Source organism: Sphingomonas pokkalii (assembly GCF_003096275.1).
Taxonomy (GTDB): Bacteria; Pseudomonadota; Alphaproteobacteria; order Sphingomonadales; family Sphingomonadaceae; genus Sphingomonas; species Sphingomonas pokkalii.
On the sequence record NZ_QENQ01000001.1, the window covers coordinates 2478448 to 2499916 of the forward strand.

Annotated in this window: 16 protein-coding genes; 7 read left to right on the forward strand and 9 right to left on the reverse strand. The window is 68.4% G+C overall.

Annotated elements, in window-relative coordinates; all coding sequences use genetic code 11:
- Positions 1-9 precede the first annotated feature (9 nt).
- The 4 genes from egtB to DD559_RS11395 all read left to right on the forward strand — a co-directional run bounded on the left by egtB (position 10) and on the right by DD559_RS11395 (position 4613).
- Positions 10-1287 (forward strand): ergothioneine biosynthesis protein EgtB, encoded by a 1278-nt coding sequence (gene egtB, locus DD559_RS11380; protein WP_276308182.1) that lies wholly within the window; start codon positions 10-12, stop codon positions 1285-1287.
- The gene (gene egtD, locus DD559_RS11385; protein WP_116469277.1) at positions 1287-2279 is read left to right on the forward strand and encodes an L-histidine N(alpha)-methyltransferase; all 993 of its coding nucleotides are present in this window, start codon (positions 1287-1289) and stop codon (positions 2277-2279) included. The genes egtB and egtD overlap by 1 nt, the downstream gene beginning before the upstream one ends.
- A gap of 266 nt (positions 2280-2545) precedes the next feature.
- Positions 2546-3547, forward strand: a complete 1002-nt coding sequence (locus tag DD559_RS11390; protein ID WP_116469278.1) for a threonine aldolase family protein — start codon at positions 2546-2548, stop codon at positions 3545-3547.
- Between the two features lie 139 nt (positions 3548-3686).
- Positions 3687-4613, forward strand: coding sequence for a DMT family transporter (locus DD559_RS11395; protein ID WP_116469279.1), 927 nt, complete (start codon positions 3687-3689; stop codon positions 4611-4613).
- On the opposite strand, the gene DD559_RS11400 is transcribed toward DD559_RS11395, so the two are convergent.
- The 3 genes from DD559_RS11400 to DD559_RS11410 are packed head-to-tail and all read right to left on the reverse strand — an operon-like array spanning position 4523 to position 8645.
- Positions 4523-5353 (reverse strand): Rossmann-fold NAD(P)-binding domain-containing protein, encoded by an 831-nt coding sequence (locus DD559_RS11400; RefSeq protein ID WP_116469280.1) that lies wholly within the window; start codon positions 5351-5353, stop codon positions 4523-4525. The two genes, DD559_RS11395 and DD559_RS11400, sit on opposite strands and share 91 nt — an antisense overlap.
- A complete protein-coding gene (locus DD559_RS11405) occupies positions 5350-6969 on the reverse strand; it encodes a M28 family peptidase (RefSeq protein ID WP_116469281.1) in 1620 nt (539 codons plus the stop codon). Before DD559_RS11405 ends, DD559_RS11400 begins: the two co-directional genes overlap by 4 nt.
- A 26-nt stretch (positions 6970-6995) precedes the next feature.
- The gene (locus DD559_RS11410) at positions 6996-8645 is read right to left on the reverse strand and encodes a M28 family metallopeptidase (RefSeq protein ID WP_116470866.1); all 1650 of its coding nucleotides are present in this window, start codon (positions 8643-8645) and stop codon (positions 6996-6998) included.
- A gap of 193 nt (positions 8646-8838) precedes the next feature.
- On the opposite strand from DD559_RS11410, the gene pepN reads away from it, so the two are divergent.
- The gene (pepN, locus tag DD559_RS11415) at positions 8839-11427 is read left to right on the forward strand and encodes an aminopeptidase N (protein WP_116469282.1); all 2589 of its coding nucleotides are present in this window, start codon (positions 8839-8841) and stop codon (positions 11425-11427) included.
- A 43-nt stretch (positions 11428-11470) separates the two neighbouring features.
- Here the strand turns inward: pepN and DD559_RS11420 are convergent, their stop codons facing one another.
- The gene (locus tag DD559_RS11420; RefSeq protein ID WP_116469283.1) at positions 11471-13093 is read right to left on the reverse strand and encodes an alkaline phosphatase D family protein; all 1623 of its coding nucleotides are present in this window, start codon (positions 13091-13093) and stop codon (positions 11471-11473) included.
- A gap of 269 nt (positions 13094-13362) precedes the next feature.
- On the opposite strand from DD559_RS11420, the gene DD559_RS11425 reads away from it, so the two are divergent.
- Positions 13363-14910, forward strand: a complete 1548-nt coding sequence (locus DD559_RS11425) for a glycosyltransferase family protein (RefSeq protein WP_116470867.1) — start codon at positions 13363-13365, stop codon at positions 14908-14910.
- Here the strand turns inward: DD559_RS11425 and DD559_RS11430 are convergent.
- Genes DD559_RS11430 through DD559_RS11440 form a run of 3 tightly spaced genes read right to left on the reverse strand, consistent with a single transcriptional unit; the run spans position 14847 to position 17503 of the window.
- Positions 14847-16046 (reverse strand): glycosyltransferase, encoded by a 1200-nt coding sequence (locus DD559_RS11430; protein ID WP_116469284.1) that lies wholly within the window; start codon positions 16044-16046, stop codon positions 14847-14849. The genes DD559_RS11425 and DD559_RS11430 overlap by 64 nt on opposite strands.
- A gap of 9 nt (positions 16047-16055) precedes the next feature.
- Positions 16056-16580, reverse strand: a complete 525-nt coding sequence (locus DD559_RS11435; protein WP_116469285.1) for a DUF2141 domain-containing protein — start codon at positions 16578-16580, stop codon at positions 16056-16058.
- Entirely contained in the window at positions 16577-17503 is a 927-nt protein-coding gene (locus DD559_RS11440; RefSeq protein ID WP_116469286.1) for a hypothetical protein, read from the reverse strand. Before DD559_RS11440 ends, DD559_RS11435 begins: the two co-directional genes overlap by 4 nt.
- Before the next feature lie 213 nt (positions 17504-17716).
- On the opposite strand from DD559_RS11440, the gene DD559_RS11445 reads away from it, so the two are divergent.
- On the forward strand, positions 17717-18787 hold the full coding sequence (locus DD559_RS11445; RefSeq protein WP_116469287.1) for a glycosyltransferase: 1071 nt from the start codon (positions 17717-17719) through the stop codon (positions 18785-18787).
- Here DD559_RS11445 and DD559_RS11450 read toward each other — a convergent pair.
- Together DD559_RS11450 and maiA are read right to left on the reverse strand one after the other, a co-directional pair.
- Positions 18772-20829: a TonB-dependent receptor gene (locus DD559_RS11450; RefSeq protein WP_116469288.1), complete on the reverse strand. Its 2058-nt coding sequence runs from the start codon at positions 20827-20829 to the stop codon at positions 18772-18774. The genes DD559_RS11445 and DD559_RS11450 overlap by 16 nt on opposite strands.
- The gene (maiA, locus tag DD559_RS11455) at positions 20822-21463 is read right to left on the reverse strand and encodes a maleylacetoacetate isomerase (RefSeq protein WP_116469289.1); all 642 of its coding nucleotides are present in this window, start codon (positions 21461-21463) and stop codon (positions 20822-20824) included. Before maiA ends, DD559_RS11450 begins: the two co-directional genes overlap by 8 nt.
- Between the last annotated feature and the right edge of the window lie 6 nt (positions 21464-21469).

The window sequence follows — 21469 nt, forward strand, 5'->3', positions numbered from 1 at the left end:
GAGAACAGAGTGAGAACGGAATCTGCCATCTCCGCTGCTCCCGCGGCGCTTGCCGATCGCTATGCGGCAGTGCGGGCGCTCAGCAGCGCGCTGGTCGCGCCGCTTTCGGATGCCGATGCGACGATCCAGTCGATGGACGATGCCTCGCCGGCCAAATGGCATCTCGCGCATACGACCTGGTTCTTCGAAACCTTCGTGCTGCGCGATCATGTGGCCGGGTATCGCCTGTTCGACGAACGCTGGCCGTTCCTGTTCAACAGCTATTACGAAGCGGAAGGGCAGCGCCATGCCCGTCCGCGCCGCGGGATGCTCTCCCGCCCGACGCTGGACGAGGTGCACGCCTATCGCGCGGCGGTGGACCACGCCATTTTTGAAGCGATTCCAATCCTTTCCCCCGAAGCTCAGGCACTGATCGCGCTCGGCTGCCAGCATGAGCAGCAGCACCAGGAATTGCTGCTCACCGACATGCTCCACCATTTCTCGGTCAATCCGCTGGCGCCGGCCGTCTGGCCGGCCGCTGCCAAGGTGCCGGTGGCGGTGCCCGGCCCGATCGGCTGGATACAGGGTGCGGACGGCATGGTGACGATCGGCAGCGCCGGGCAACCTTCGCCACATCCGGCGGATTTCGCCTTCGATTGCGAAGGCCCGCGCCACCAGGCGCTGCTCACGCCCCACGCGCTGGCCGATCGCACCGTTACCAACGGCGAATGGGCGGCGTTCATCGCCGATGGCGGCTATGCCGATCCGCGCCACTGGCTATCGGACGGCTGGGCCTGGGTGCAGGCGAACCGCATCGGCGCCCCGCTCTACTGGCAGCAGATCGACGGCGTCTGGACACGCTTCGGCCTCGACGGCCGCCGCCCGATCGATCCGGCCGCGCCGGTGACGCATGTCAGCTTCTTCGAGGCCGATGCCTATGCCGGCTGGGCCGGGGCGCGATTGCCGACCGAGTTCGAATGGGAAGCCGCCGCCGCGGGCGCCGATCCACGCTCCGGCAACCAGCTCGACGCCGCAGGCCCGGTCGAGCCGCGCCCGTCGACAAGTGGCCCGGCCTGGTTCGGCGATGTCTGGGAATGGACCGGCAGCGCCTATCGCCCCTATCCCGGCTTCCGTGCCGTCGAGGGTGCGGTCGGCGAATATAACGGCAAGTTCATGAGCGGGCAGTGCGTGCTGCGCGGCGGCAGCTGCGCCACCCCGCGCGGCCATGTCCGGGCGAGCTACCGCAATTTCTTCTATCCCCACCAGCGCTGGCAGTTCACCGGCGTACGTCTGGCGAAGGACCTCTGATGCTCAAGCAGGAACTCGAAGACGGCCCATTCTCCTTCCACAGGGCAAGCCTTGCCGATCCCCATTTCCGCGCCGACGTGCTGGCCGGCCTCGCCGCCAGCCCGCGCGCGATCCCCGCGCGCTGGTTCTACGACCGCCGCGGCTCGGAACTGTTCGAGGCGATCACCGAGCTCCCCGAATATTATCCGACGCGCACCGAAACGGCGCTGCTCGAATCGATCGCCGGCGATCTCGCCGCGCTGGCCGCGCCCGATGCGGCGGTCGTCGAATTCGGCTCGGGCTCGTCGGTGAAGACGCCGCGGCTGCTCCGCGCGATCGAGCCGGCCGCCTATGTGCCGATCGACATTTCGGGCGAATTCCTGCGCCACTCCGCCGCCCAACTTTCCCAGGCCTTTCCCGGCCTGCCGGTCTATCCGGTGGAAGCCGATTTCCTCCGCCCGGTGCCGCTGCCGGAGCAGGTGGCGAAGATGCCCAAGCTCGGCTTCTTTCCCGGCTCGACGATCGGCAACATGAACGCCTGGCACGCGATAGACCTGTTGCGGGCGATGCGCGAATGGCTCGGCGAAGGCGCCCGGCTGCTGATCGGGATGGACCGGGTCAAGTCGCCCGAGATCCTGGTCCCCGCCTATGACGATGCGTCGGGCGTGACGGCGGCGTTCAACCTCAACCTGCTGGAACGGATCAACCGCGAGCTGGATGGCACGATTCCCATGGACGCCTTCCGTCACCGCGCGATCTGGAACGCCGACTATGCCCGGATCGAGATGCATCTCGAAGCCCAGCGCGACGTCGACTTCTCCGTGGCCGGCCGCCCCTTCCATCTGCGGGCGGGCGAGACGATCCACACCGAGAACAGCCACAAATACGGCCCCAACGGCGCGCGCCAGCTGCTCCGCGCCGGCGGCTGGACGCCGATCGAACAATGGACCGACGAGAAGGACTGGTTCGCGCTGATCCTCTGCGAGGCCCAGCCGCTTCGCCGGGCGCCCTAGTTTCCTGGTTTCACACAAAGGCGCGAAGCGCTCTGGTTCGCGCAGAGGCGCAGAGGACGCAGAGAAAAAGGAGGGGCGCTTCGCGCCAAGGGATGATTGTCTGGCGCCAGCTGGGCGTCACCCCACACAAATTCCCCCTCTGCGTCCTCCGCGCCTCTGCGCGCAAAAAACCTTCTTCTCTTCGCGACTTCGCGCCTTCGCGCGAAATGACGATCCCCGAACCAACCGGTTGACCCTCGCCGAAGGAACCCGCAAGGCTCCCGTCCATGCGCTTCTTTTCGGACAATGCCGCCGCCGTCTGCCCGCCCGTGCTCCAGGCGCTGGTCGACGCCAACACGCTCGATACCGCCTATGACGGCGATGCCTGGTCGCAGCGGCTCGACGGCGCCTTTTCCGATCTGTTCGGCACGCAGGTCCGCGCCCTCTGGGTGCCCACCGGGACGGCCGCGAACTGCCTCGCGCTCACCGCGCTCTGCCCGCCGCATGGCGGCATCGTCTGCCACCGCGACGCGCACATCAACTGCGACGAAGGCGGCGCGCCGGAGTTCTATACCCATGGCGCCAAGCTGCTCGCCGCCACCGGGCCCGGCGCCAAGCTGACGCCCGACGCCATCCGCGCGGTGATCGATCCGATCCGCCATGATGTGCATCAGGTGCAGCCGCACGCCATCTCGATCACCAACGCCACCGAATATGGCCTGGCCTATACGCCGGACGAGGTGGCGGCGATCGGCGATCTGGCAAAGGCGCGGAAGCTCGGCCTGCACATGGACGGCGCCCGCTTCGCCAATGCCATGGCGCATTGCGGCTGCCATCCCGGCGACGTCACCTGGCGCGCCGGGGTCGATGCGCTGAGCTTCGGCTTCGTCAAGAATGGCGGCATGAGCGCCGAGGCGCTGGTCTTCTTCCGGCCCGACCTCGCCGATGTGACGCTGTACCGCCGCAAGCGCGCCGGGCTGCTCTTCTCCAAGGGGCGCTATCTCGCCGCGCAGCTGCTGGCGATGGTGGAGAACGACGTGTGGCTGGCCAATGCCCGCGCCGCCAATGCCGGCGCGCGGCTGCTCGCCGAGGCGGCGGGCGACCGGTTGGTACATCCGGCGCAGGCGAACGAAGTGTTCCTGAAGGCGAACCCGCAGGAAGCCGAAGCCTTGCGCGCGCTCGGCTTCGACTTCTACGACTGGGCCGAGGGCGAAATCCGCCTCGTCACCAGCTGGGACCAGGCGGAGGAAGCGATCCGGCCGCTGGCGCAAGCGATCGCGGCGCTGTGAGGGGTAGCCTCTTCATCCTCCCCCGCCAGGGGCAGGTGTCGCGCGCCAGCGCGACGGAGGGGGCGGATGCCAGAACGACGGCGGTGGGGCTTCCTCCCCCTCCGTCGCCTTCGGCGCCACCTCCCCCTGGCGGGGGAGGATGGTGGTGAGCGGCCTCACCCAGCCCCCCCGCTCCGCCCGGGTGACGGTCCTCATCCCGTTCCTGCTGGTGACGCTGATCTGGGGCTCGACCTGGCTCGTCATCAAGGATCAGCTCGCGGTGGTGCCGCCAAGCTGGTCGGTCAGTTATCGCTTCCTGGTGGCGGGCGTGACCACGCTGATCTGGGCGGCCCTGCGCAAGGATCGGCTGTGGCTCGATGCGCGCGGGCTCGCCTTCGCCACAAGCCTCGGCCTCGCCCAGTTCGTGCTCAACTTCAACTTCGTCTATCGCGCGGAAGCGCACGTCACCTCGGGTGTCGTCGCCGTGGTCTATGCGCTGCTGCTGGTGCCGAACGCGCTCCTCGCCCGGATCTTCCTCGGCCAGCGCATGGGCCGGCAACTGCTGATCGGCTCGGTTGTGGCGATGGCCGGGGTAGCGCTGCTGTTCGTCCATGAAGCGCGCCTCAACCCGGTCGGGCCGCACGAGGCGCTGCTCGGCATCGGCATCGCGCTGGCAGGCGTGCTCTCTGCCTCGGTCGCCAACGTGATGCAGGCGACCCGCACCGCCAAGGCCTATCCGATGGCGACCACGCTCGGCTGGGCGATGCTGATCGGCGCCGGGCTCGATGCCGTGTTCGCGCTGGCGACGGTAGGGCCGCCGATGATCGAGGCGCGGCCCGCCTATCTGCTCGGCATCCTCTATCTGGGCGTGATCGGCTCCTCGATCACCTTCACCCTCTATTTCCAGCTGATTCGCACCATCGGCCCGGCCAAGGCCGCCTATACCAGCGTGCTGATCCCGGTGATCGCGATGCTGCTGTCGACTCTGTTCGAAGGCTATCGCTGGTCGCTGCTCGCGGTCGGCGGCGGCGTGCTGGTGCTCGCCGGGCTGGTGCTGGCCCTCAGGGCACGCAGGCCCAACCGATAATCCGAATATTGCGGCCGCCAGCCGAGCAGCCGCTTCGCCTTGCCGTTCGCCACCCGTCGGTTCTCGGCATAGAAGGCGCGCGAGGCGGCACTCAGTTCCACCGCATCGGGCGCCAGCTCCGGCCCCGGATCGGTCCCCAGCAGCATGGCGGCATAGGCCAGCACATCGGCCTGGGGCGCCGGATGATCGTCGGCCAGATTGTAGATGCCCGTCGGGCCGTCGAACGCCGCGATCACGCCGGCGACCAGGTCGTCGACATGCACCCGGCTGAACACCTGGCCCGGAAACTTCACCCGCACCGCGCCCGCCGCCATCCGCTCCAGCGCCGATCGCTCCGGCCCGTAGATTCCGGGCAGCCGGATCACACAGGCGCGCGGCAGCGCCGCCCAGTCCTGGTCCGCCGCCATCCGCGGCCCCCGCCGCCCGCGCAAGGGGGCGCTTTCGTCCACCCAGCCGCCGCCGGTATCGCCATAGACGCCCGTGGAGGAGAGATAGCCCAGCCACGCCCCGCTCCTCGCCAGATCGCCGCCATAGGTCGCCAGCACCGGATCGCCCTCGCCCGGCGGGATGCTCGACAGGATGTGCGTCGCCGCCGCAATCCGGGCCCGCGTGCCCTCGACATCGCCGAAGGTCGCGCGCGTCACCGCCGCGACGTCGCCGCCGCGCGCGGCCACCGCCGCCATCAGGCGCGAGGCGCTGTAGCCGGGGCCGAAGACCAGCAGGCGCACGGCGCCGCTCATTGCCCGCCCTCCCCGCCGAACATCGTTCCGAAGAAATCGCCCCGGTTCCATGTCGGCCGCGCCTCCGCATCGGCCAGCGCCAGCACCGTCGCCTGCGCGACCCGCTTGAACCGCACCGCCGATTTCCAGTCGAACGGCAGATCGATCTGGTCGGACGGCTGGTGATAGTGGCGATTGAGGAATGTGCGGCCGGCGGCGGCGCCGGTTCCGCCCGGCCCGGTATCGATCGAAACTGCCGGAATGCCGGCCCGGACGAAGCTGTAGTGATCCGATCGCACGAAGAACATCTCCTCCGGCTCGGGGTCGGGAACCACCCCCAGCCCTTCGGCACGCGCCGCCGCCGCCACTGCCGGGCCCAGGCTCGAACGCTCGCCGCCGAGCACTACCAGGTCGACCAGCGGATAGGTGAGGATCGGCATGTCGAGGTTCACATCGGCGACGATCGATCCCTTCGGCACGGTGGGATAGCGCGTGAAATATGCAGAGCCGAGCAACCCCTTTTCCTCGGCCGTCAGCGCCAGGAACAGAATCGATCGGCGGGGACGCCTGCCGCTTTCCTGGATCGCCCGCGCGATCTCGAGGATCATCGATACGCCCGCGGCATTGTCCATCGCGCCGTTGTAGATCGAATCGCCCCGAACCTCCCTGCCGATGCCGATATGGTCGAGATGGGCGGTCAGCGCGACATATTGGCCGCGTAGCGTCGGATCGCGGCCTTCGATCAGGCCCACCACATTGCGGCTGTCCCGCGTCGCGATCCGGGTCTTGTTCGCAACCGACAGATGGCCCACGAGCCGCCCGGTCGGCATCCGGTCGCCGCGCATATCGGCCGCCTGCACCTCCGCCCAGCGCATCGCGGCGCCGTCGAACAGCTTGGCGGCGCCGGCCTGGCTCACCTGCCCCACCACCGGCGCGCGGGGCGACGGGTCGTCGGTTGCCCCGTCCGGCCCCACCCATCCGGTGCGCGGATAGGCATAATAAGGCGCGATGCTTTCGACGCTGAAGTCCCGCCGCCGCGCCGCGGTCTCCAGCACCAGCACCGCCTTGGCGCCGCGCGCGCCGGCCAGCCGCGCCTTCTGCGCGTCGTCGTCAAAATGCGCGCGCACATCGGCCGGCAGGGCGGCGGGCGCGCCGGCCAGGATCGCCACGATCTTGCCCCGTACGTCCAGGCCCGCATAATCGTCGCGGCCCGCGGCCGCATAGACGATGCCATAGCCGGCGAAGACGATCTCGCCCTCGGCCTTGAAATCGGGCGCCGACGGCACCGGTTCGTTCACGAAATCCTTGCCGAAGAGGAAGGGCACGTCGCGTCCGCGCCGGCGCAGGGTCCAGGTTGCGCGTTCTGCCGGGCGATAGGTGGTAAGCGTCACCGGCTGGAACCAGCTGCCATCGGTACCGCCGGGCTTCAGCCCCGCCGCCAGCATCCGCGCGGCGACATAGTCGGCCGCCACGTCGAAATCGCGCGTGCCGGCCTCGCGCCCGCGCAGGGAATCGGCAGCGAGGAACTGGATATGCGCCTTCAGCGCCGCCTGTTCCGGCGTCAGCGCCGCCGGCTGCGCCACCGTCGCCACCGGGGCGGCAGCGAACAGCAGCAGCGCGACCAACGGCCGGAACATGCCCATCCTTGTCGCTCCCCGACCGGTTACTTCGCGCCCGGCCCCTCATAGGCAAGGCCGAAAAAGTCGCCCTTGTTCCACAGCGGCCGCTGATCGCCGTCGGCGATGGCCCGGGCGATGCGGTAGTTCACATCGACGAAGCGCACGCCCGACTGCCAGTTGATCGCCGGCTGCTGGTCGATCTGGTCGGAAGGCTGGTGATAGTGGTTCTTCATGAAATGATCGATCGCGGCCCGGCCCGGTCCGCCGGCACCCGGCCACAGGAACACCGAAGGCACGCCCTTGCGCACGAAGTTATAGTGATCGCTGCGCACGAAGATGTTCTCGCCCGGCAGCGGATCGTCAGACATCTTCACGCCGATCTCCGCCGCCGCCTTTTCGACGATCGGGCCGAGCGTGGAGTGGTTGGCACCGTACACCACGATATCCTCGAACGGATAGGTGATGATCGGCATGTCCAGGTTCACATCGGCAACGATCGTGCCCCTGGTCGTAGGATTGTTGGCGAAATAGTCGGAGCCGACCAGCCCCTTCTCCTCTGCCGTCACCGCCAGGAAAAGGATCGAACGGCGCGGCTTGGCCGCGGCCTTGAAGCGCTTGGCCTCTTCGATCAGCGAGGCGATGCCGATCGCATCGTCCAGTGCCCCATTGTTGATGGTATCGCCCTTCGCATCGGGCGATCCGACGCCGATATGATCGAGATGCGCCGAAAGCACCACCACTTCACCGGCCAGCTTGGGATCGCTGCCCTCGATCATGCCGGCGACGTTGAAGCTCGGCAGCTTGGTAAGCGCCGTCTTGGCCGCAACCGTGATCGTGCCCGGCAGCTGGAACGCCTTGAACGTCGCGCCATCCACCGCGGCGGCCTTGGCGATCGTCGCCCAGGGGGTCTTGGCGCCGGCGAACAGCTTCTCCGCACCGGCAAGGCTCACCATCCCCAGACTGGGCGTCCCCGGTGCAGGAATATGGCCGGTGCCATCGGCATTGCCCCAGGTGATGCGCGCGCGCCCGGAATAAGCGACGTACGTCGAAAACGGCCGGGTCTTCGCCGTCAGCGGCGATTCGATCGTGATCGTGCCGATCGCGCCGCGCTTCCTGGCAATCTCCGCCTTGGCGGCGGGATTCTGGAAATGCGCGCCTTCCTCGCCCGGCAGGTTGGACGGGGCGCCGCCGAAATAGGCAACGATCTTCCCCTTCACGTCGACGCCCTTATAGTCGTCGCGCCCCAGCCCGACGATGCCATAACCGACGAATACCACCGGCGCCGTCAGGCTATATTCCGGCTGCGACGGATTGGCGGAGGCGATGAAGTCCTTGCCCGCGACAAGCGCGACCGGCGCCCCCTTGGCCCGCTGGATCGCCATCGCGCCGATGCCGTCCAGCTTGTAGCTGAGCAGCGGCACCTTCTGCAGATAGCCGCCATCGTCGCCCGCCGGCTTCAGCCCGGCGGCATAGAATTGGGCGGCGACATATTGCGCGGCGATATCGAATTCCGGGCTACCCGCATCGCGCCCCTTCAGCACATCGGATGCAAGGAACATCACATGGCTCTTCAACGCAGCTTCCTCAGGCGGCAGCGGCGCGTTGATGACCGCATTTCGTTCCGCCGCGGTCTGCGCGAGGGCGGGCGATGCCGCGAGCAGGAAAAGAACAAGCGGCGCAGTCGATCGAAGCATCGGAATTCCCTGAAGGTCGTAACAATATTTCAAGCCTAGCAGCGCGGCGATGTCCGTCAATCGCCCCGCGCGCCCGGCGGGGTGCAGCAGCAGGAAGGCGGCATGGTGCTGCACCGCAACCGCTTTTGCGCGAGAGCGCAGCACGACAGAATTTGAGTAGCGGGAGCGCCGGCTTCTCCTATATCGAGCGGGTATGAGTGACGCCCGTATCGCCGCCGCAGCTCCCCAGGCCATTCGCCGCGAGGACTATCGCCAACCCGACTGGCTGGTGCCGGACATCGCGCTCGATTTCGATCTCGATCCTGCCGCGACGCGGGTGCGCGCCACGCTCCAGGTCACTCGCAACGGCACGCACGATCGCCCGCTGGTGCTGAACGGAGACGGGCTGGTCGCGGTGTCGGTGAAAACCGACGGCGGCGATGCGCAGGGGTGGCGCATCGAGGGGCAGGATCTGGTGATCCCGCTCCCCGGCGATGCCCATGTCATCGAAACCGAAGTGGTGATCGCGCCCGAGCGCAACACCCAGCTCCAGGGCCTCTATGCCTCGTCGGGGATGCTCTGCACCCAGTGCGAGGCCGAGGGCTTCCGCCGCATCACCTTCTTCCCCGATCGCCCGGACGTGCTCTCGAAGTACAAGGTGCGCATGACGGCGGATAAGGCGCGCTTCCCGGTGCTGCTCGCCAATGGCGATCCGATCGCGCAAGGCGATGCCGAAGGCGGCCGCCACTGGGCGGAGTGGCACGATCCCTTCCCCAAGCCGAGCTATCTGTTCGCGCTCGTCGCGGGCGATCTCGTCGCCAATACCGGCAGCTTCACGACCATGTCGGGCCGCGAGGTGCAGCTGGGCATCTATGTCCGCGCGCCCGATCTGCCCAAGACCGACCATGCCCTCCACGCGCTGAAGCTCAGCATGAAGTGGGACGAGGAGGTCTATGGCCGCGAGTACGACCTCGACGTGTTCAACATCGTCGCGGTCGACGATTTCAACTTCGGCGCGATGGAGAACAAGGGGCTGAACGTCTTCAACAGCCGCTACATCCTCGCCGATCCCGACACTGCCACCGACTGGGACTATGACGCGATCGCCGCCGTCGTCGCCCACGAATATTTCCACAACTGGTCGGGCAACCGCGTCACCTGCCGCGACTGGTTCCAGCTGAGCCTGAAGGAAGGCTTCACCGTCTTCCGCGACCAGAGCTTCTCGGCCGATCAGGGCTCCGCCGCGGTCAAGCGGATCGAGGACGTGCGCAACTTGCGCGCCAGCCAGTTCCCGGAGGATGCGGGCCCGCTCGCCCACCCGGTCCGCCCGGACGAATATATCGAGATCTCGAACTTCTACACGGCGACCATCTACAACAAGGGCGCCGAGCTGATCCGGATGATGGCCACCATCCTCGGCCCGAGCAAGTTCCGCGCCGCGACCGACCTCTATTTCGATCGGTTCGACGGTACCGCTGCCACCTGCGAGGATTTCGTGGCGTGCATGGAGGAGGCCGGCGGGGTCGATCTCGGCCAGTTCCGCCGCTGGTACAGCCAGGCGGGCACGCCGCGCGTCTCCGCCAACCTTGTCCAGGACGGCGCCACCGCCCGGCTCGCGCTCGCCCAGACCGTGCCGCCCACGCCCGGCCAGCCGGTCAAGGAACCAATGGTCCTGCCGCTCAAGATCCGCCTGTTCGGCGAGAAGAGCGGCACGCCGCTGACCGACGAACAGCTGCTGCTGTTCGACAAGCCCGAGCAGGAGCTGCGCTTCGAGGCCCTGCCCGAACGCGCGGTCCTCTCGATCAACCGCGGCTTCTCCGCCCCGGTGATCGTCGATGCCAATCGCAGCGCCGCCGATCTCGCCTTCCTCTCGGCGCACGATGACGATCCCTTTGCGCGCTATGAGGCGATGCAGCAGCTGATGCTCGATACGCTCGTTGCGGCGGTGACCAGCGGCAAGGGCGACCATGCGGCGCTGATCGATGCCGTCCGCAATACGCTGACCGATCCGTCGCTTGATCGCGCCTTCATCGCCGAGGCGGTGCTGCTCCCGTCGGACAGCTTCATCGGCGACCAGATGGCAGTGGTCGATCCGGAGGCGATCTACCGTGCCCGCGAAGCGCTGCGCGCTGATCTCGGCAAGGCGCTCGAGGGCGAATGGCGGGCGGCCTATGAAGGCGCACGGGCCAATCGCTTCGAATATTCGCCGGCCGCCAACGGCGCGCGCCGCCTGAAGAACGTGGCGCTCGGCTATATCGCGGCGAGCGGCGCGGGCGATGCGGCGGCGCTGGCCTATGCGCAGTTCGACGCGGCCGACAACATGACCGATCGCCAGGGCGGTCTCGCCACGCTGGTCAACGGCACGTCCGCGCTCCGCGAAAAGGCGATTCAAGCCTTCTACCAGCGCTATGCCGGCAACGCGCTGGTGCTGGACAAGTGGTTCCAGACCCAGGCGTTCTCCTCACGCGACGACACGCTTGCCGCCGTCGAGACGCTGGCGAAGCATCCGGACTTCACGCTTGCCAATCCCAACCGCGCCCGCGCGCTGATCGGCGCATTCAGCATGAACCAGCGCGCGTTCCACGATCGTTCGGGCCGCGGCTATCGCTTCGTCGCGGACCAGCTGATCGCGCTCGACAGGCTCAATCCGCAGACCGCCGCCAAGCTGGTGCCGCCGCTAGGCCGCTGGAAGCGCTTCGATGCGGATCGCGCCGCGCTGATGCGGGGCGAGCTGGAGCGGATCGTCGCCAGCCCCGGCCTGAGCAAGGACATGTTCGAGCAGGCCACCAAGTCGCTCGACTGATCCGACAATCCCTCCTCCCCCGCCGGGGAGGAGGGATCCTGCCTCACGCCATCACGTTCCTTCCCCGCGTCACCGTCGCGCTGTGCCCGATGCTCGCCTTCAGGCTGCGCTCCTTCACCGTGTCGACGAACACCCAGTCGTTGCGCGCCTGTTCGGGCGTGAGGGTGAGCGCCATATAGCCGCGGCGGCTGGTGTCGCACCATTTCAGCTCAGGGTTCGCCTTCACCAGCGCCGCCGCGACGATCTTCGGATCGGTCTTGATCGCGCTTTCGAAGCCGGGTGAGGTCACCGCCTGGCCGGCGAATTCGACGCCGGCGGGCTTGCCGTCCTGGCCCAGATCATAGGCCCAGGCGTTATGGCTGTCGCCGCACACCACCAGCAGGTTCGCGCCCATCGCCTGCGACGAAGCCAGGAACCGCGCCCGCGCCGCCGGATAGCCGCCCCAGTTGTCGAAGTTCATCGGCAAGCCGAGCTTCGCCGCCGTGACGCCCGCCTGCACATAGGCCTTGGCGCGCGGGTTCGCGTCGGGCGCCAGCCAGCCCAGCGCCTCGGCCGGGGTCACGGTGTTCCCCATGATCGTGCCGAAGCCGACCACCTGCCAGCGCTGCCCCGCCTTCACCGATCGGCGCATCGCATGGTCCAGCCACACCTCCTGCTCGCTGCCGAGCATCGTCGCCGCGGGGTCGTGCCATGCGCCGTCGCGGAAAGCGGTGAGCGCCTTCACCGGATCGGCCTCCTTGAACAGCGGCGCGAGGTCCGGCTGCTGGGTGCGGGCGAGCAGGCGGCTCTCGGTGCGGAAGAAGGTCGCCAGCGTGCCGATGTCATAGCTGCCCCACGGCGTTTCGGAGACCGGCATCCACTCGCGGAACACCTGCATCGCCGCGGCCTTGCGCGTGCTCCAATCGCCCTCGCTGTCCGGCTGGTGATTCTCCGCCCCGCCTTCCCAGCTGTCGTTCGCGCTTTCGTGGTCGTCCCACTGGATCAGCATGGGCTTGGCCGCGTGCAGCGCCTGCAGGTCCGGGTCGGCGCGGTAGCTGGCATAGCGCAACCGGTAATCGGCAAGATGCACCATCTCGCCCACCGGCTCGGGCAGTCGTCCGCCGATGGCGCCGCCGGCCGGCGCATAGCCGCCCTGCTTATATTCGTAGAGATAGTCGCCGAGATGGATCCACAGATCGATGTCGTCGCGCGTCGCGGCATGGCCATAGGCGTTGAAATAGCCGAACGGCAGGTTCGAGCAGGAGAAGATGGCGATGCCGAAGCGGCTGGCGTCGCCCAGCGGCAGCGTCTTGGTGCGCCCCACCGGCGAGAAGCTGCCGTCCGGCGCTACGAAGCGGTAGAAATAGCGCGTGTCCGGCAAAAGGCCCGCCACCGTCACCTTGGCGGTATGGTCGCGCCACGGGCCGGTGATCTGCGCGCCTTCCGCGACGATCTGGGTGAAGTCGGCGCTGGTGGCGATCTGGGCGCGCAGCTTCACCGCGCCGCCATCGGCCGGAACGTAGCGCGTCCAGAGCAGCATCGTGTCCGGCCCCGGCTCGCCGCTCGCCACCGAATGGGTGAAGCCGCGCGCGGCCAGCTGGGCCAGCGCCACGCCCGGAAGCGCCAGCGCGCCGATCCCCAGGGTTCCGGCAAGCAGCAGCGATCGACGGTCGATACGAAGGGTCATGATTCAGGCGTCCCGTGGTTTTGGTACGATGGCGCTTGCAGCCCATTGGTTTCGTGTTCGTGACAGGCGGCGAAAGCTGGGCTACGCCAGCCGGCGAATCGGAATTCGGGGCGTATCAACAGGGGAACGCAACCTGCCGGCCGGAGCACCGCCGACAGTACGGAGACGATGACGCGCGTGACCTTTTCCATGCTCGAGCCCGACATGCCGGGCCCGCAGACCCGCCGCTGCGCCGCCGAACCATGCCCTTCGTCCCGGCGGGGCCGCTGATGGCCACGCGAATCGCGTCTGTGGGGCTGATCGATTCGCGCTCGGGTCTCGGCGCGGCGATCGCGGCGTTGCCGCGCTGGCTGGTCCTGCTCGTTGCCGCCGTCGCGGTGCGCGCCGTCACCTTCGGCAACCCCGTGGTGCATGTCGACGAGCAGTTCTACTGGGTCACGGCCGAGCGGATGCTGCACGGCGCGCTGCCCTTTGTCGACATCTGGGATCGCAAGCCGATCGGCCTGTTCCTGCTCTATGCCCCGGCCGCGGCCCTCGGCGCGCCCTGGGGCATCCTCGCCTATCAGGTCATGGCGCTGGCGGCGGTGGTCGCGACGGCGATGATGATCGGGCGGATCGCCGATCGGGTGGGCTGGCGGGCCGGCGCGCTGCCGGCGGCGCTGCTCTATGTCTTCATGCTCAACGTCGCCGACGGCCAGGGCGGCCAGGCGCCGGTGTTTTACAATCTTCTTACCGCCTCTGCACTAACCCTGGTCCTACCCCGCCCCGACGATCGCAGCGAGGATCGTGCCCGAATCGGCCGCGCGGTCGCGGCGATGCTGCTGATCGGCCTTGCCCTGCAGATCAAATATTCGGTGCTGTTCGAAGGGCTGTTCCTGGGCCTGTGGCTGCTGTTCCGCGAGGTCCGGCTGGGGGCAGGCGCGATCCATGTCCTGCGCCGCGGCGTCGCCTATGCCGGCATGGCGGCGCTGCCGACGCTCGCCGCCGCCGCCTTCTATGCGTCGCTCGGCCATTTCAACGAATGGTTCTACGCCAATTTCGGCTCGATCCTCGATCGCCGTAGCGATCCGCTACTCGATCTGGTGGGCGCCTTTTTCGAAGTGATGGTGCCGCTCGCGCCGTTGTTGGCGATCAGTTGGCTCGGCTGGCGCGATCTTGCCCGCGCACGGGCCGTCGCGGCGCCCGCGATGCTGCTCTTCGGTTGGCTGGTGAGCGCGATGGTCGGGCTGATCGTCTTCGGCTCCTGGTTCCCGCATTATGCGCTGCCGGTGATGCTGCCGGGTTGCCTGTGCTGCGCCGCCTGGTTCTCCCAGGATCGCCGCGCGCCGCGAATCGCCGCGCCGCTGCTGCTGGCGGTGATGCTCGTCGCCGGCGTTGGCCTCGTCCTCGCCGCCCAGGCAAAGCGGGGGAACCGGGAGCAGCTGGAAACGATCACCGATGCGATCGGCCGCGGCCCGGGCTGCCTGTACGTTCATTCCGGCGATTCGATGCTCTACGGCTATACCGGGCGGTGCGCGCTAAGTCCGTGGCTGTTCCCCAGCCACCTGTCGCGCGAACGCGAAAACGGCGCGATCGGGGTCGATCAGTTCGCCGAGGTCGACCGCATCTTCGCCCGCCGCCCTGCGATCGTCGTGATGCGCTCCCCCTTCCGCGGCGAGCGCCTGGCCGTCCGCGAACGCACGATGCGCCACCTGCAGCGCCTCGGCTATGCGGTGCGCGGCCACTACCTGCTTGGGCAGACCCCGATCACCCTTTATGCGGCGCCCGGCGTGGCGATCGGCGATCCACCGCGTCGCGTCGCGAACAGCCGGGCATAATAGTCCATCAGCATCGCGGCGTGGTCCTCGTCGCTGCGCACCCGCGCCGACGCGACCCGCGCCGCCTGGCGCAATATCCCCTGGTCCCGCCCGAACAGGCGGCGGATCGCGTCCGCAGCCGACAGCGTATCGCGCGCGGCATAGGTTTCGGCGAACAGAGGATCGGCGATCTCGGCGAAGCCGCCCTCGTCCGGCCCGATCAGCGGCAAGCCGGACGCCAGCGCTTCCCACGCGACCAGCCCGAACGGTTCGGCATCCGATCCATGGATCAGCGCATCGCAGCTCGCCATGATCCGCGACAGCCGCAACCGATCATAGACCGGGCGGAAAATCCGGATATGCGGACTTCCGGCAATCAGCGCCTCCAGCTGCTTGCGCTGCGGGCCGTCGCCCAGCAGCATCAACCCCACCGGCAGATCATTGGCAGCGGCTTCCACCGCGTCGATCACCAGCGGCCAGCGCTTTTCCTTGTGGTGCCGCCCCAGCCCGAGCAACAGATGCCCCTCTGGGGGCAACCCCAATTGGGCCAGCATCGATGCGCGCAGCTTCTCATCGCGCAGATCGGGGGAGAACCAGTCGCGCTCGATCCCCAGCGGCACCGACGCGTCGACGCGCAGCCCGCGCCGGCGAAAGCGCTTGGCCAGCGCCGGCCCGTTCGTCACGAACGCATCATAGTGTTCGAGGAAGCGGCCCATGTAACGGGTATACCAGGCGAAGGCCTGTTCCACCTGATGCGGCGTAGCGACGCTGTCCAGCCAGCGCTGCGGATACGCGCCGACCAGATCGCCATGCGCGAAGAACACCTTCAGCGCATCGCCCTTCCAATGGGCCACCGTCCAGGCCGGCAGCCAGGGTGAACTGTTCTCGACGATATCGGGCGCCAGGCGATCCAGCGCCGCCCACACCGGCTCGTCCTTCACGAAGATGCGATAGTTGCGGTCGAGCAGCAACGGCGGGGCCTTGATCCAGTGGATCGCGCCGCCGCCGGGACGCTCCTCCACGCCGTCTCCGGCGCCGGGGGCGACGACGATCAGTTCATGGCCCAGATCGGCCAGGATGCCCATCTTGCGATCCAGATAGGTGCGGACACCGCCGCCGGTCGGCGAATAGAATTCGTTGACGTCGACGATGCGCATGCCGCTCCTTCAGTCGAGCGGACCGAATCCTCCAAGCCCGCGGAGATATTGTGCACGAATGTTCACGCGGGTAATCCCGTTCCCGGAAACATTGATCGTCGCCTGGCGCAATTTGGGGCGGCTGCGCCCCAGCCGCTGGTTCGATACGAAGCCGGCGCCGTCGGACCAGAAGTTGAACTTGTTCTTGCCGTCGCGATCATGGGTGAACAGCACCGCATAGGTGCCCGGCGCGGGCACGCGAATGCACATCGTCACCGCGCCGGAGGGCGGCGTGTTGGCCCAGATCCGGCGGAAGGTCTTGCCCTCGCGCACGAGATCGTGATCGTCCTTCAGAAAGTCTTCCTCGGTCGCCGGATAAAGCTCCAGCTTCAGCCGGCCGCTGCGATCCTTCAGGCCGATCACATTGACTTCGATCGCCGGGCCATGGCCACTGGCGCAGGCGGCCGCATCCTCGCCCAGAACCTGGGCGCGGGCGACGCTCGAAAGGCCCGATACGGTGATCGCCGCCGCGACGAACAGGGCGGTGCGGTTCATGCTTCTTTCCTCTTCAGCACGGCGTGCACGCCGAATCCCAGGATCAGGATGATGTGCGCCACCAGCGACAGGCCGGCGATCAGCGCCATCAGCTCCGACAGCGCCTCGCCCTGACCGATGATCATGATAGCGAAGCTGGCGAACAGCAGTTCCTTGTTCGGCACCAGCGGCAGGCGCCAGGCCAGCAGCCGCCCGGCCGACAGCAGCAGCCAGATGCCGACCGAAACCTGGGGCATCGCGAAGTGCCAGGCAAAGGCGATCAGCACCGAACTGCTCACGATGCGCAGGCAATGGATGCCGAATACCCACCACAGCTGGCCCCGCGGCAGCGAGAAGACGCGCTTGGAAAAGATCAGGAACGGCAGCGACATCGCGAAGATCACCGCGATCGAACCCATCAGCGTGTTGAATTCGGCCGGCTTCAGCAGATCGATGCCGAAGGGCAGCGCCATCGCCACCACCGCCAGCGTCATCGCGTTGCCGGCGATGGCGGAAAGGATCGTCACGTCCTTCACGGCGCCGAACGGCGCCGCAACCATCTGGGTGCGCTGCCGCGCCCAGGCGTAGAAATAGGCCTCGCCCGAATAGCCGAGCAGCACCTCGTTCGCGATCCGCTTCTTGTGCAGCGCGATCATCCCGTCGATCGGGATCCGCCACAGCCGGCGGAAGATGATGTAATCGAAGGTCGGCGAGCCCAGATAATAGAGCAGGAACACCAGGTAGAAGAGCGGGTTGGTCGGCAACGCGCGCGCCAGCCCGGCGAGCCCGCCGGAGAAGAGCTCGCGGCCCAGCCCGATCACCATCAGCAGCGTCAGCGCGCCGCCCAGCCACATCGGCCAGCGACGCTTGATCTTCTCCACCGGCTCCAAGCCTGCGAGATCTGGTGCGCCGGGGATTGCGGCCTCGACTACGCTTGTGTTCAACGAAGCCTCCCGGGCCTGCCTGTTCAAACCGTTCAAATGTGCCACCGACAAGACCGAAACAATCTCTATGCTTTCCGCGTTTCGGCGTTCACCGGAGGTTCGGCGCTTGGCGCGGGATCAGGCGAATGTCACCACATTGCGGTTTATTCCGGCAGCGATTTGGGCTTTAGAAAGGCAATCTGCAAGTAGATGCTGTACCGCTCGCCCCCCCATATGCCCCTGCACATCCTCTCGTTCGCAGAGACGCTGCAGGGCGGCGGCGTCGAACGTGCGCTGCTCCGCATGGCCGCGGGCTGGGTCGAACGGGGGCACCGCGTCACCCTCGTCCTCGGCGACTGCGCGGGGCCGCTCGCATCGGAAGTGCCCGCCGGCGTAACCATCGTCGAGCTCGGCAGCCGGCATTATCCGATCCTTATCCGGCTGGCGGGGGTGATTCGCCGCGCCGATCCCGATATCCTGTTCTGCCCCGGCAACTACTATACCGCGATCGCGGCGATCACCCGGTTGCGGCTCGGCAGCCGGATGCCGCCGGTGGTCGCCAAGGTTTCGAACGCGCTGGTGCGTCCCGAAATGGCGCGAATCTTCGCCTGGGGCTATCGCAAGTGGCTGCAGATGCACCCGCTGTTCCTCGACCATCTCGTGGCCATGACGCCGGCCATGGCGAACGAGGCGATCGCCGAAATGGCGATGCCGCGCCGGCGGGTGAGCGTGATCGCCAATCCGCCGGCCGCACCGATTCCCGATGCCGATCCGCTGCCGCTGCCGCACGGCCGCTACATCGTCGGCGTGGGGCGCCTCGAACCGCAAAAGCGCTGGGACCGGCTGATCGCCGCCCTGCCGCGACTCGCCGATCGCTCGGTCCAGTTGCTGCTGCTCGGCGAAGGCACCGCGCGCGCCGCGCTGGAGGCGCAGGTGGCGCAGCTCGGCCTTGCCGCCCGCGTCTTCATGCCGGGGCATGTCAGCGATCCGCTGCCCGCGCTGAAGGGCGCGGCCGTGGCGGCGCTCACCTCCGATTATGAAGGGGTGCCGGGGGTGATTCGCGAGGCGCTGTCGCAGGGGACGCCGGTGGTCGCGACCGAAGCCAGCGTCGCGGTGCGGGAGATCATCGATGCGCCCGGCCTCGGCACCGTCGTCTCGCGCGAAGACGGCGATGCGCTGGTCACCGCGCTCGATCACTGGCTGATCCCCGGCCGCGAACGTCCCGAGCCGCGCACCGATCCGGGCGATCCGGTCGGCGAGTATCTCGCGCTGTTCAGCCGGCTCGCCGGTCAGCGCATCGCATAGCGCAGGCCGATCCACAGCGTCCGCGGGGTGGCGCGTTCGATCACGCCGCCGCCGCTGATCGCCGCCTGCACCTCGGCATCGAACAGATTCTCCGCGCGCGCCTCGGCTCGGAGCGCACGGGTGACCGCCACGCCCAGCGTCGCATCCACCGTCCATGCCGGATCGAGCCGGGCGCTGTTCAGGTCGTCCTCGAACCGCGCGCCGGCATAGCGCGCCGTGACCAAGGCATTCGCCGCCGCCGTCGCCCAGGCGAGCGTGCCCGATCCCTGGAAGCGCGGCGTCTGCGCCGGGCGCAACCCGTTCAGCGGTGCCGCCGCGCCCGATGCCTGCACGCGGCTGTCGGCATAGGCCCAGGAACCGGCAAGCCGCCACGCCCCCTGCGTCCAGCGTGCGTCGAGCTCGACGCCCCTGGCTTCCACCGCGTCCAGATTCTGCCGCATCCGATAGGCGCCCGCTGCGCCGACAAAGCCGACGCCGGGGAAATTTCCCGGGCCGCGGGCCAGCGTCACATTGGCGATGGCGCCGTCCAGCCGGTTCCAATAGCCGGTCGCACGCAGCACCAGCGCACTGGCCGGACAAAGGTCCAACCCCACTTCCCCGCCCCATAGCCGCTCGGGTGCCAGGGCCGCGTTCGCCGCGGTGGCATCGGCACCGGCGCGGAAAGGCCGGTACAGCTCGTTGAGGGTCGGCAGCCGCCAGCCGCGATACCCCGCCGCGCGCAGGTGCAGCGCACCGACCGCATAGGCCACGCCCAGCCGCCCGGTCGGCTCCCAGCCGCGGCGATCGCGGTAGCGGGTATCGGTGATCGCCGGGCCGCTCGCCAGCGGGCGCTCGGCCAGGCTGCCGTCGGCGATCGTCCAATGGTCCAGCCGCCCGCCGGCATCGAGCGTCCAGCCGCCATGGATATAGCTGGCATTTGCGAAGCCGCCGGCCGTCAGGCTGGCGCCGCCCGCCACGCGCCGCCGCGTCGGGCTGGTGCCGATGAAGCTGTACAGCTCGCGCGTCTCGCCCGAAACGCGGCGCAGATCGCCCCCCAGCCGCAACGTGATGCCGCCGCCCACCGGCGGCGCGATCTCGATCCGGCCGCCGATGCCGGTCGCCGGCACTGCCTGCTGCACCACCGGGAGAACCGAGTCGCGCGCACCGGAAATGCTGGCGAAGCCGCTGTCGAACTGGCGCACCTGGAGATAGCCGAGCACCGACCAGCCCCATTCGCCCCGCTGCCCGTCGCCGCGCCGCACCAGCCGCACGCTGGCATCGGCGCCCTTGCTCCGCACATCGGTAAAAGCGGTGCCGCGATCGCGCCGGTCGCTGAAGCCGGACACGTTTGCCTGCAGCTCGGTGCCGTGGCCGACGTCGGCCACGCCGCGCACCGCCAGGCTCGCCTGGTCGTAGGGCGCGGCGCGGTCCACCGGCCCCGGCCGCACGATTGGCACGAACCCGTCGCTGCGGCCATATTGTCCGGCGATGGTCAGGAAGCCGCCCTGCACCGGCAGCGCCGCCACGCCGCTCGCATCGATGCTGTCGCGGCTGCCATAGAAGGCGCTGAGGTTCAGCGTGCCCAACTCGGCGGGGCTGCCGCTCTCCAGCTCCACCGTGCCCGCCAACGCTCCCGGCCCGGCAAAGCCGCTGCCGCCGCCGCGCGTGACCCGCACCGAGGCGAGGCGGCCGGGCAGGTACGCCGGAAACGGCACCCAGCCGCCGAACGGATCGGCCTGGGGCACCCCGTCCAGCAGCAACAGCGCACGGCTGGAGGCGTTGCCGCCCAGGCCCCGCAGCGTGATCCCCTGGCTGGTCGGATGGGCCGAGCTGGAGGTCGACCGCCGGAACTGCACCAGCCCGGCGACATCGGCGAGCACATCCTCGATTCGGTTGCTGGCGGTATCGGCCAGTCGCGCCCGATCGATCGTCGCCACCGCATAGGCGGCATCGCCCGGCGGCGCCTCCAGGCCACGCCCGGTGACGATGATTTCGCTCTCCTGTGCCAGCGCCGGGCTCGCGACACACAGGGCAATCAGCGCGCAGCCGATCCGATCAAGCACCCGGCGAGACCCGATCCGGATGCGCAGCCGCAAAGGCCGGATTCGCCAGCGCCGCCGCTTCCGCCCGCAACAGCAGCGGATAGCCGTCCAGCGGCACCGAGAAGCGGCGCGCGTTGAACAGCTGCGGCACCAGGAAGCAATCCGAAATGTCGGGCGCGGCACCGCCCAGAAACGGCCCGTCCTGCGGCAGTGCCGCCGCCATCGCCTCCAGCGCCGTGAAGCCTTCGGTCATCCAATGCGCGGTCCAGGCCGAACGCGCCGCGGCATCGGCACCGAGCGTCTGCTCCAGATAGCGCATCACCCGCAGGTTGTTGATCGGATGCACGTCCATGCCGATCACCATCGCCCGCGCCAGCGCCGCGGCCCGCGCCTCGGGCGCGGCGGGAATCAGTCGCGGCGCGGGATGGCGGGCGTCGAGCCAGTCGAGAATGGCGAAGCTCTGGGTGAGGACGATGCCGTCCGCCTCCAGCGCCGGCACCAGCCCCTGCGGGTTGCGGGCGAGATGCGCGGGGCTGCGCTGGGCGTTCTCCAGCAGCGGGATTTCGTGGCGCACATAGTCCACGCCCTTCAGGTTGAGCGCGATCCGGACCCGATACCCCGCCGAGGAGCGGAAATAGTCGTACAGCACCAGCATCGGCTT

Excerpts from the sequence above, each read along its gene's own strand:
- egtD (WP_116469277.1), top strand. The coding sequence starts at position 1,287 with ATGCTCAAGCAGGAACTCGAAGACGGCCCATTCTCCTTCCACAGGGCA.
- DD559_RS11390 (WP_116469278.1), top strand. The coding sequence starts at position 2,546 with ATGCGCTTCTTTTCGGACAATGCCGCCGCCGTCTGCCCGCCCGTGCTC.
- DD559_RS11395 (WP_116469279.1), top strand. The coding sequence starts at position 3,687 with ATGGTGGTGAGCGGCCTCACCCAGCCCCCCCGCTCCGCCCGGGTGACG.
- DD559_RS11400 (WP_116469280.1), bottom strand. The coding sequence starts at position 5,353 with ATGAGCGGCGCCGTGCGCCTGCTGGTCTTCGGCCCCGGCTACAGCGCC.
- DD559_RS11405 (WP_116469281.1), bottom strand. The coding sequence starts at position 6,969 with ATGTTCCGGCCGTTGGTCGCGCTGCTGCTGTTCGCTGCCGCCCCGGTG.
- DD559_RS11410 (WP_116470866.1), bottom strand. The coding sequence starts at position 8,645 with ATGCTTCGATCGACTGCGCCGCTTGTTCTTTTCCTGCTCGCGGCATCG.
- pepN (WP_116469282.1), top strand. The coding sequence starts at position 8,839 with ATGAGTGACGCCCGTATCGCCGCCGCAGCTCCCCAGGCCATTCGCCGC.
- DD559_RS11420 (WP_116469283.1), bottom strand. The coding sequence starts at position 13,093 with ATGACCCTTCGTATCGACCGTCGATCGCTGCTGCTTGCCGGAACCCTG.
- DD559_RS11425 (WP_116470867.1), top strand. The coding sequence starts at position 13,363 with ATGGCCACGCGAATCGCGTCTGTGGGGCTGATCGATTCGCGCTCGGGT.
- DD559_RS11430 (WP_116469284.1), bottom strand. The coding sequence starts at position 16,046 with ATGCGCATCGTCGACGTCAACGAATTCTATTCGCCGACCGGCGGCGGT.
- DD559_RS11435 (WP_116469285.1), bottom strand. The coding sequence starts at position 16,580 with ATGAACCGCACCGCCCTGTTCGTCGCGGCGGCGATCACCGTATCGGGC.
- DD559_RS11445 (WP_116469287.1), top strand. The coding sequence starts at position 17,717 with ATGCCCCTGCACATCCTCTCGTTCGCAGAGACGCTGCAGGGCGGCGGC.
- maiA (WP_116469289.1), bottom strand. The coding sequence starts at position 21,463 with ATGCTGGTGCTGTACGACTATTTCCGCTCCTCGGCGGGGTATCGGGTC.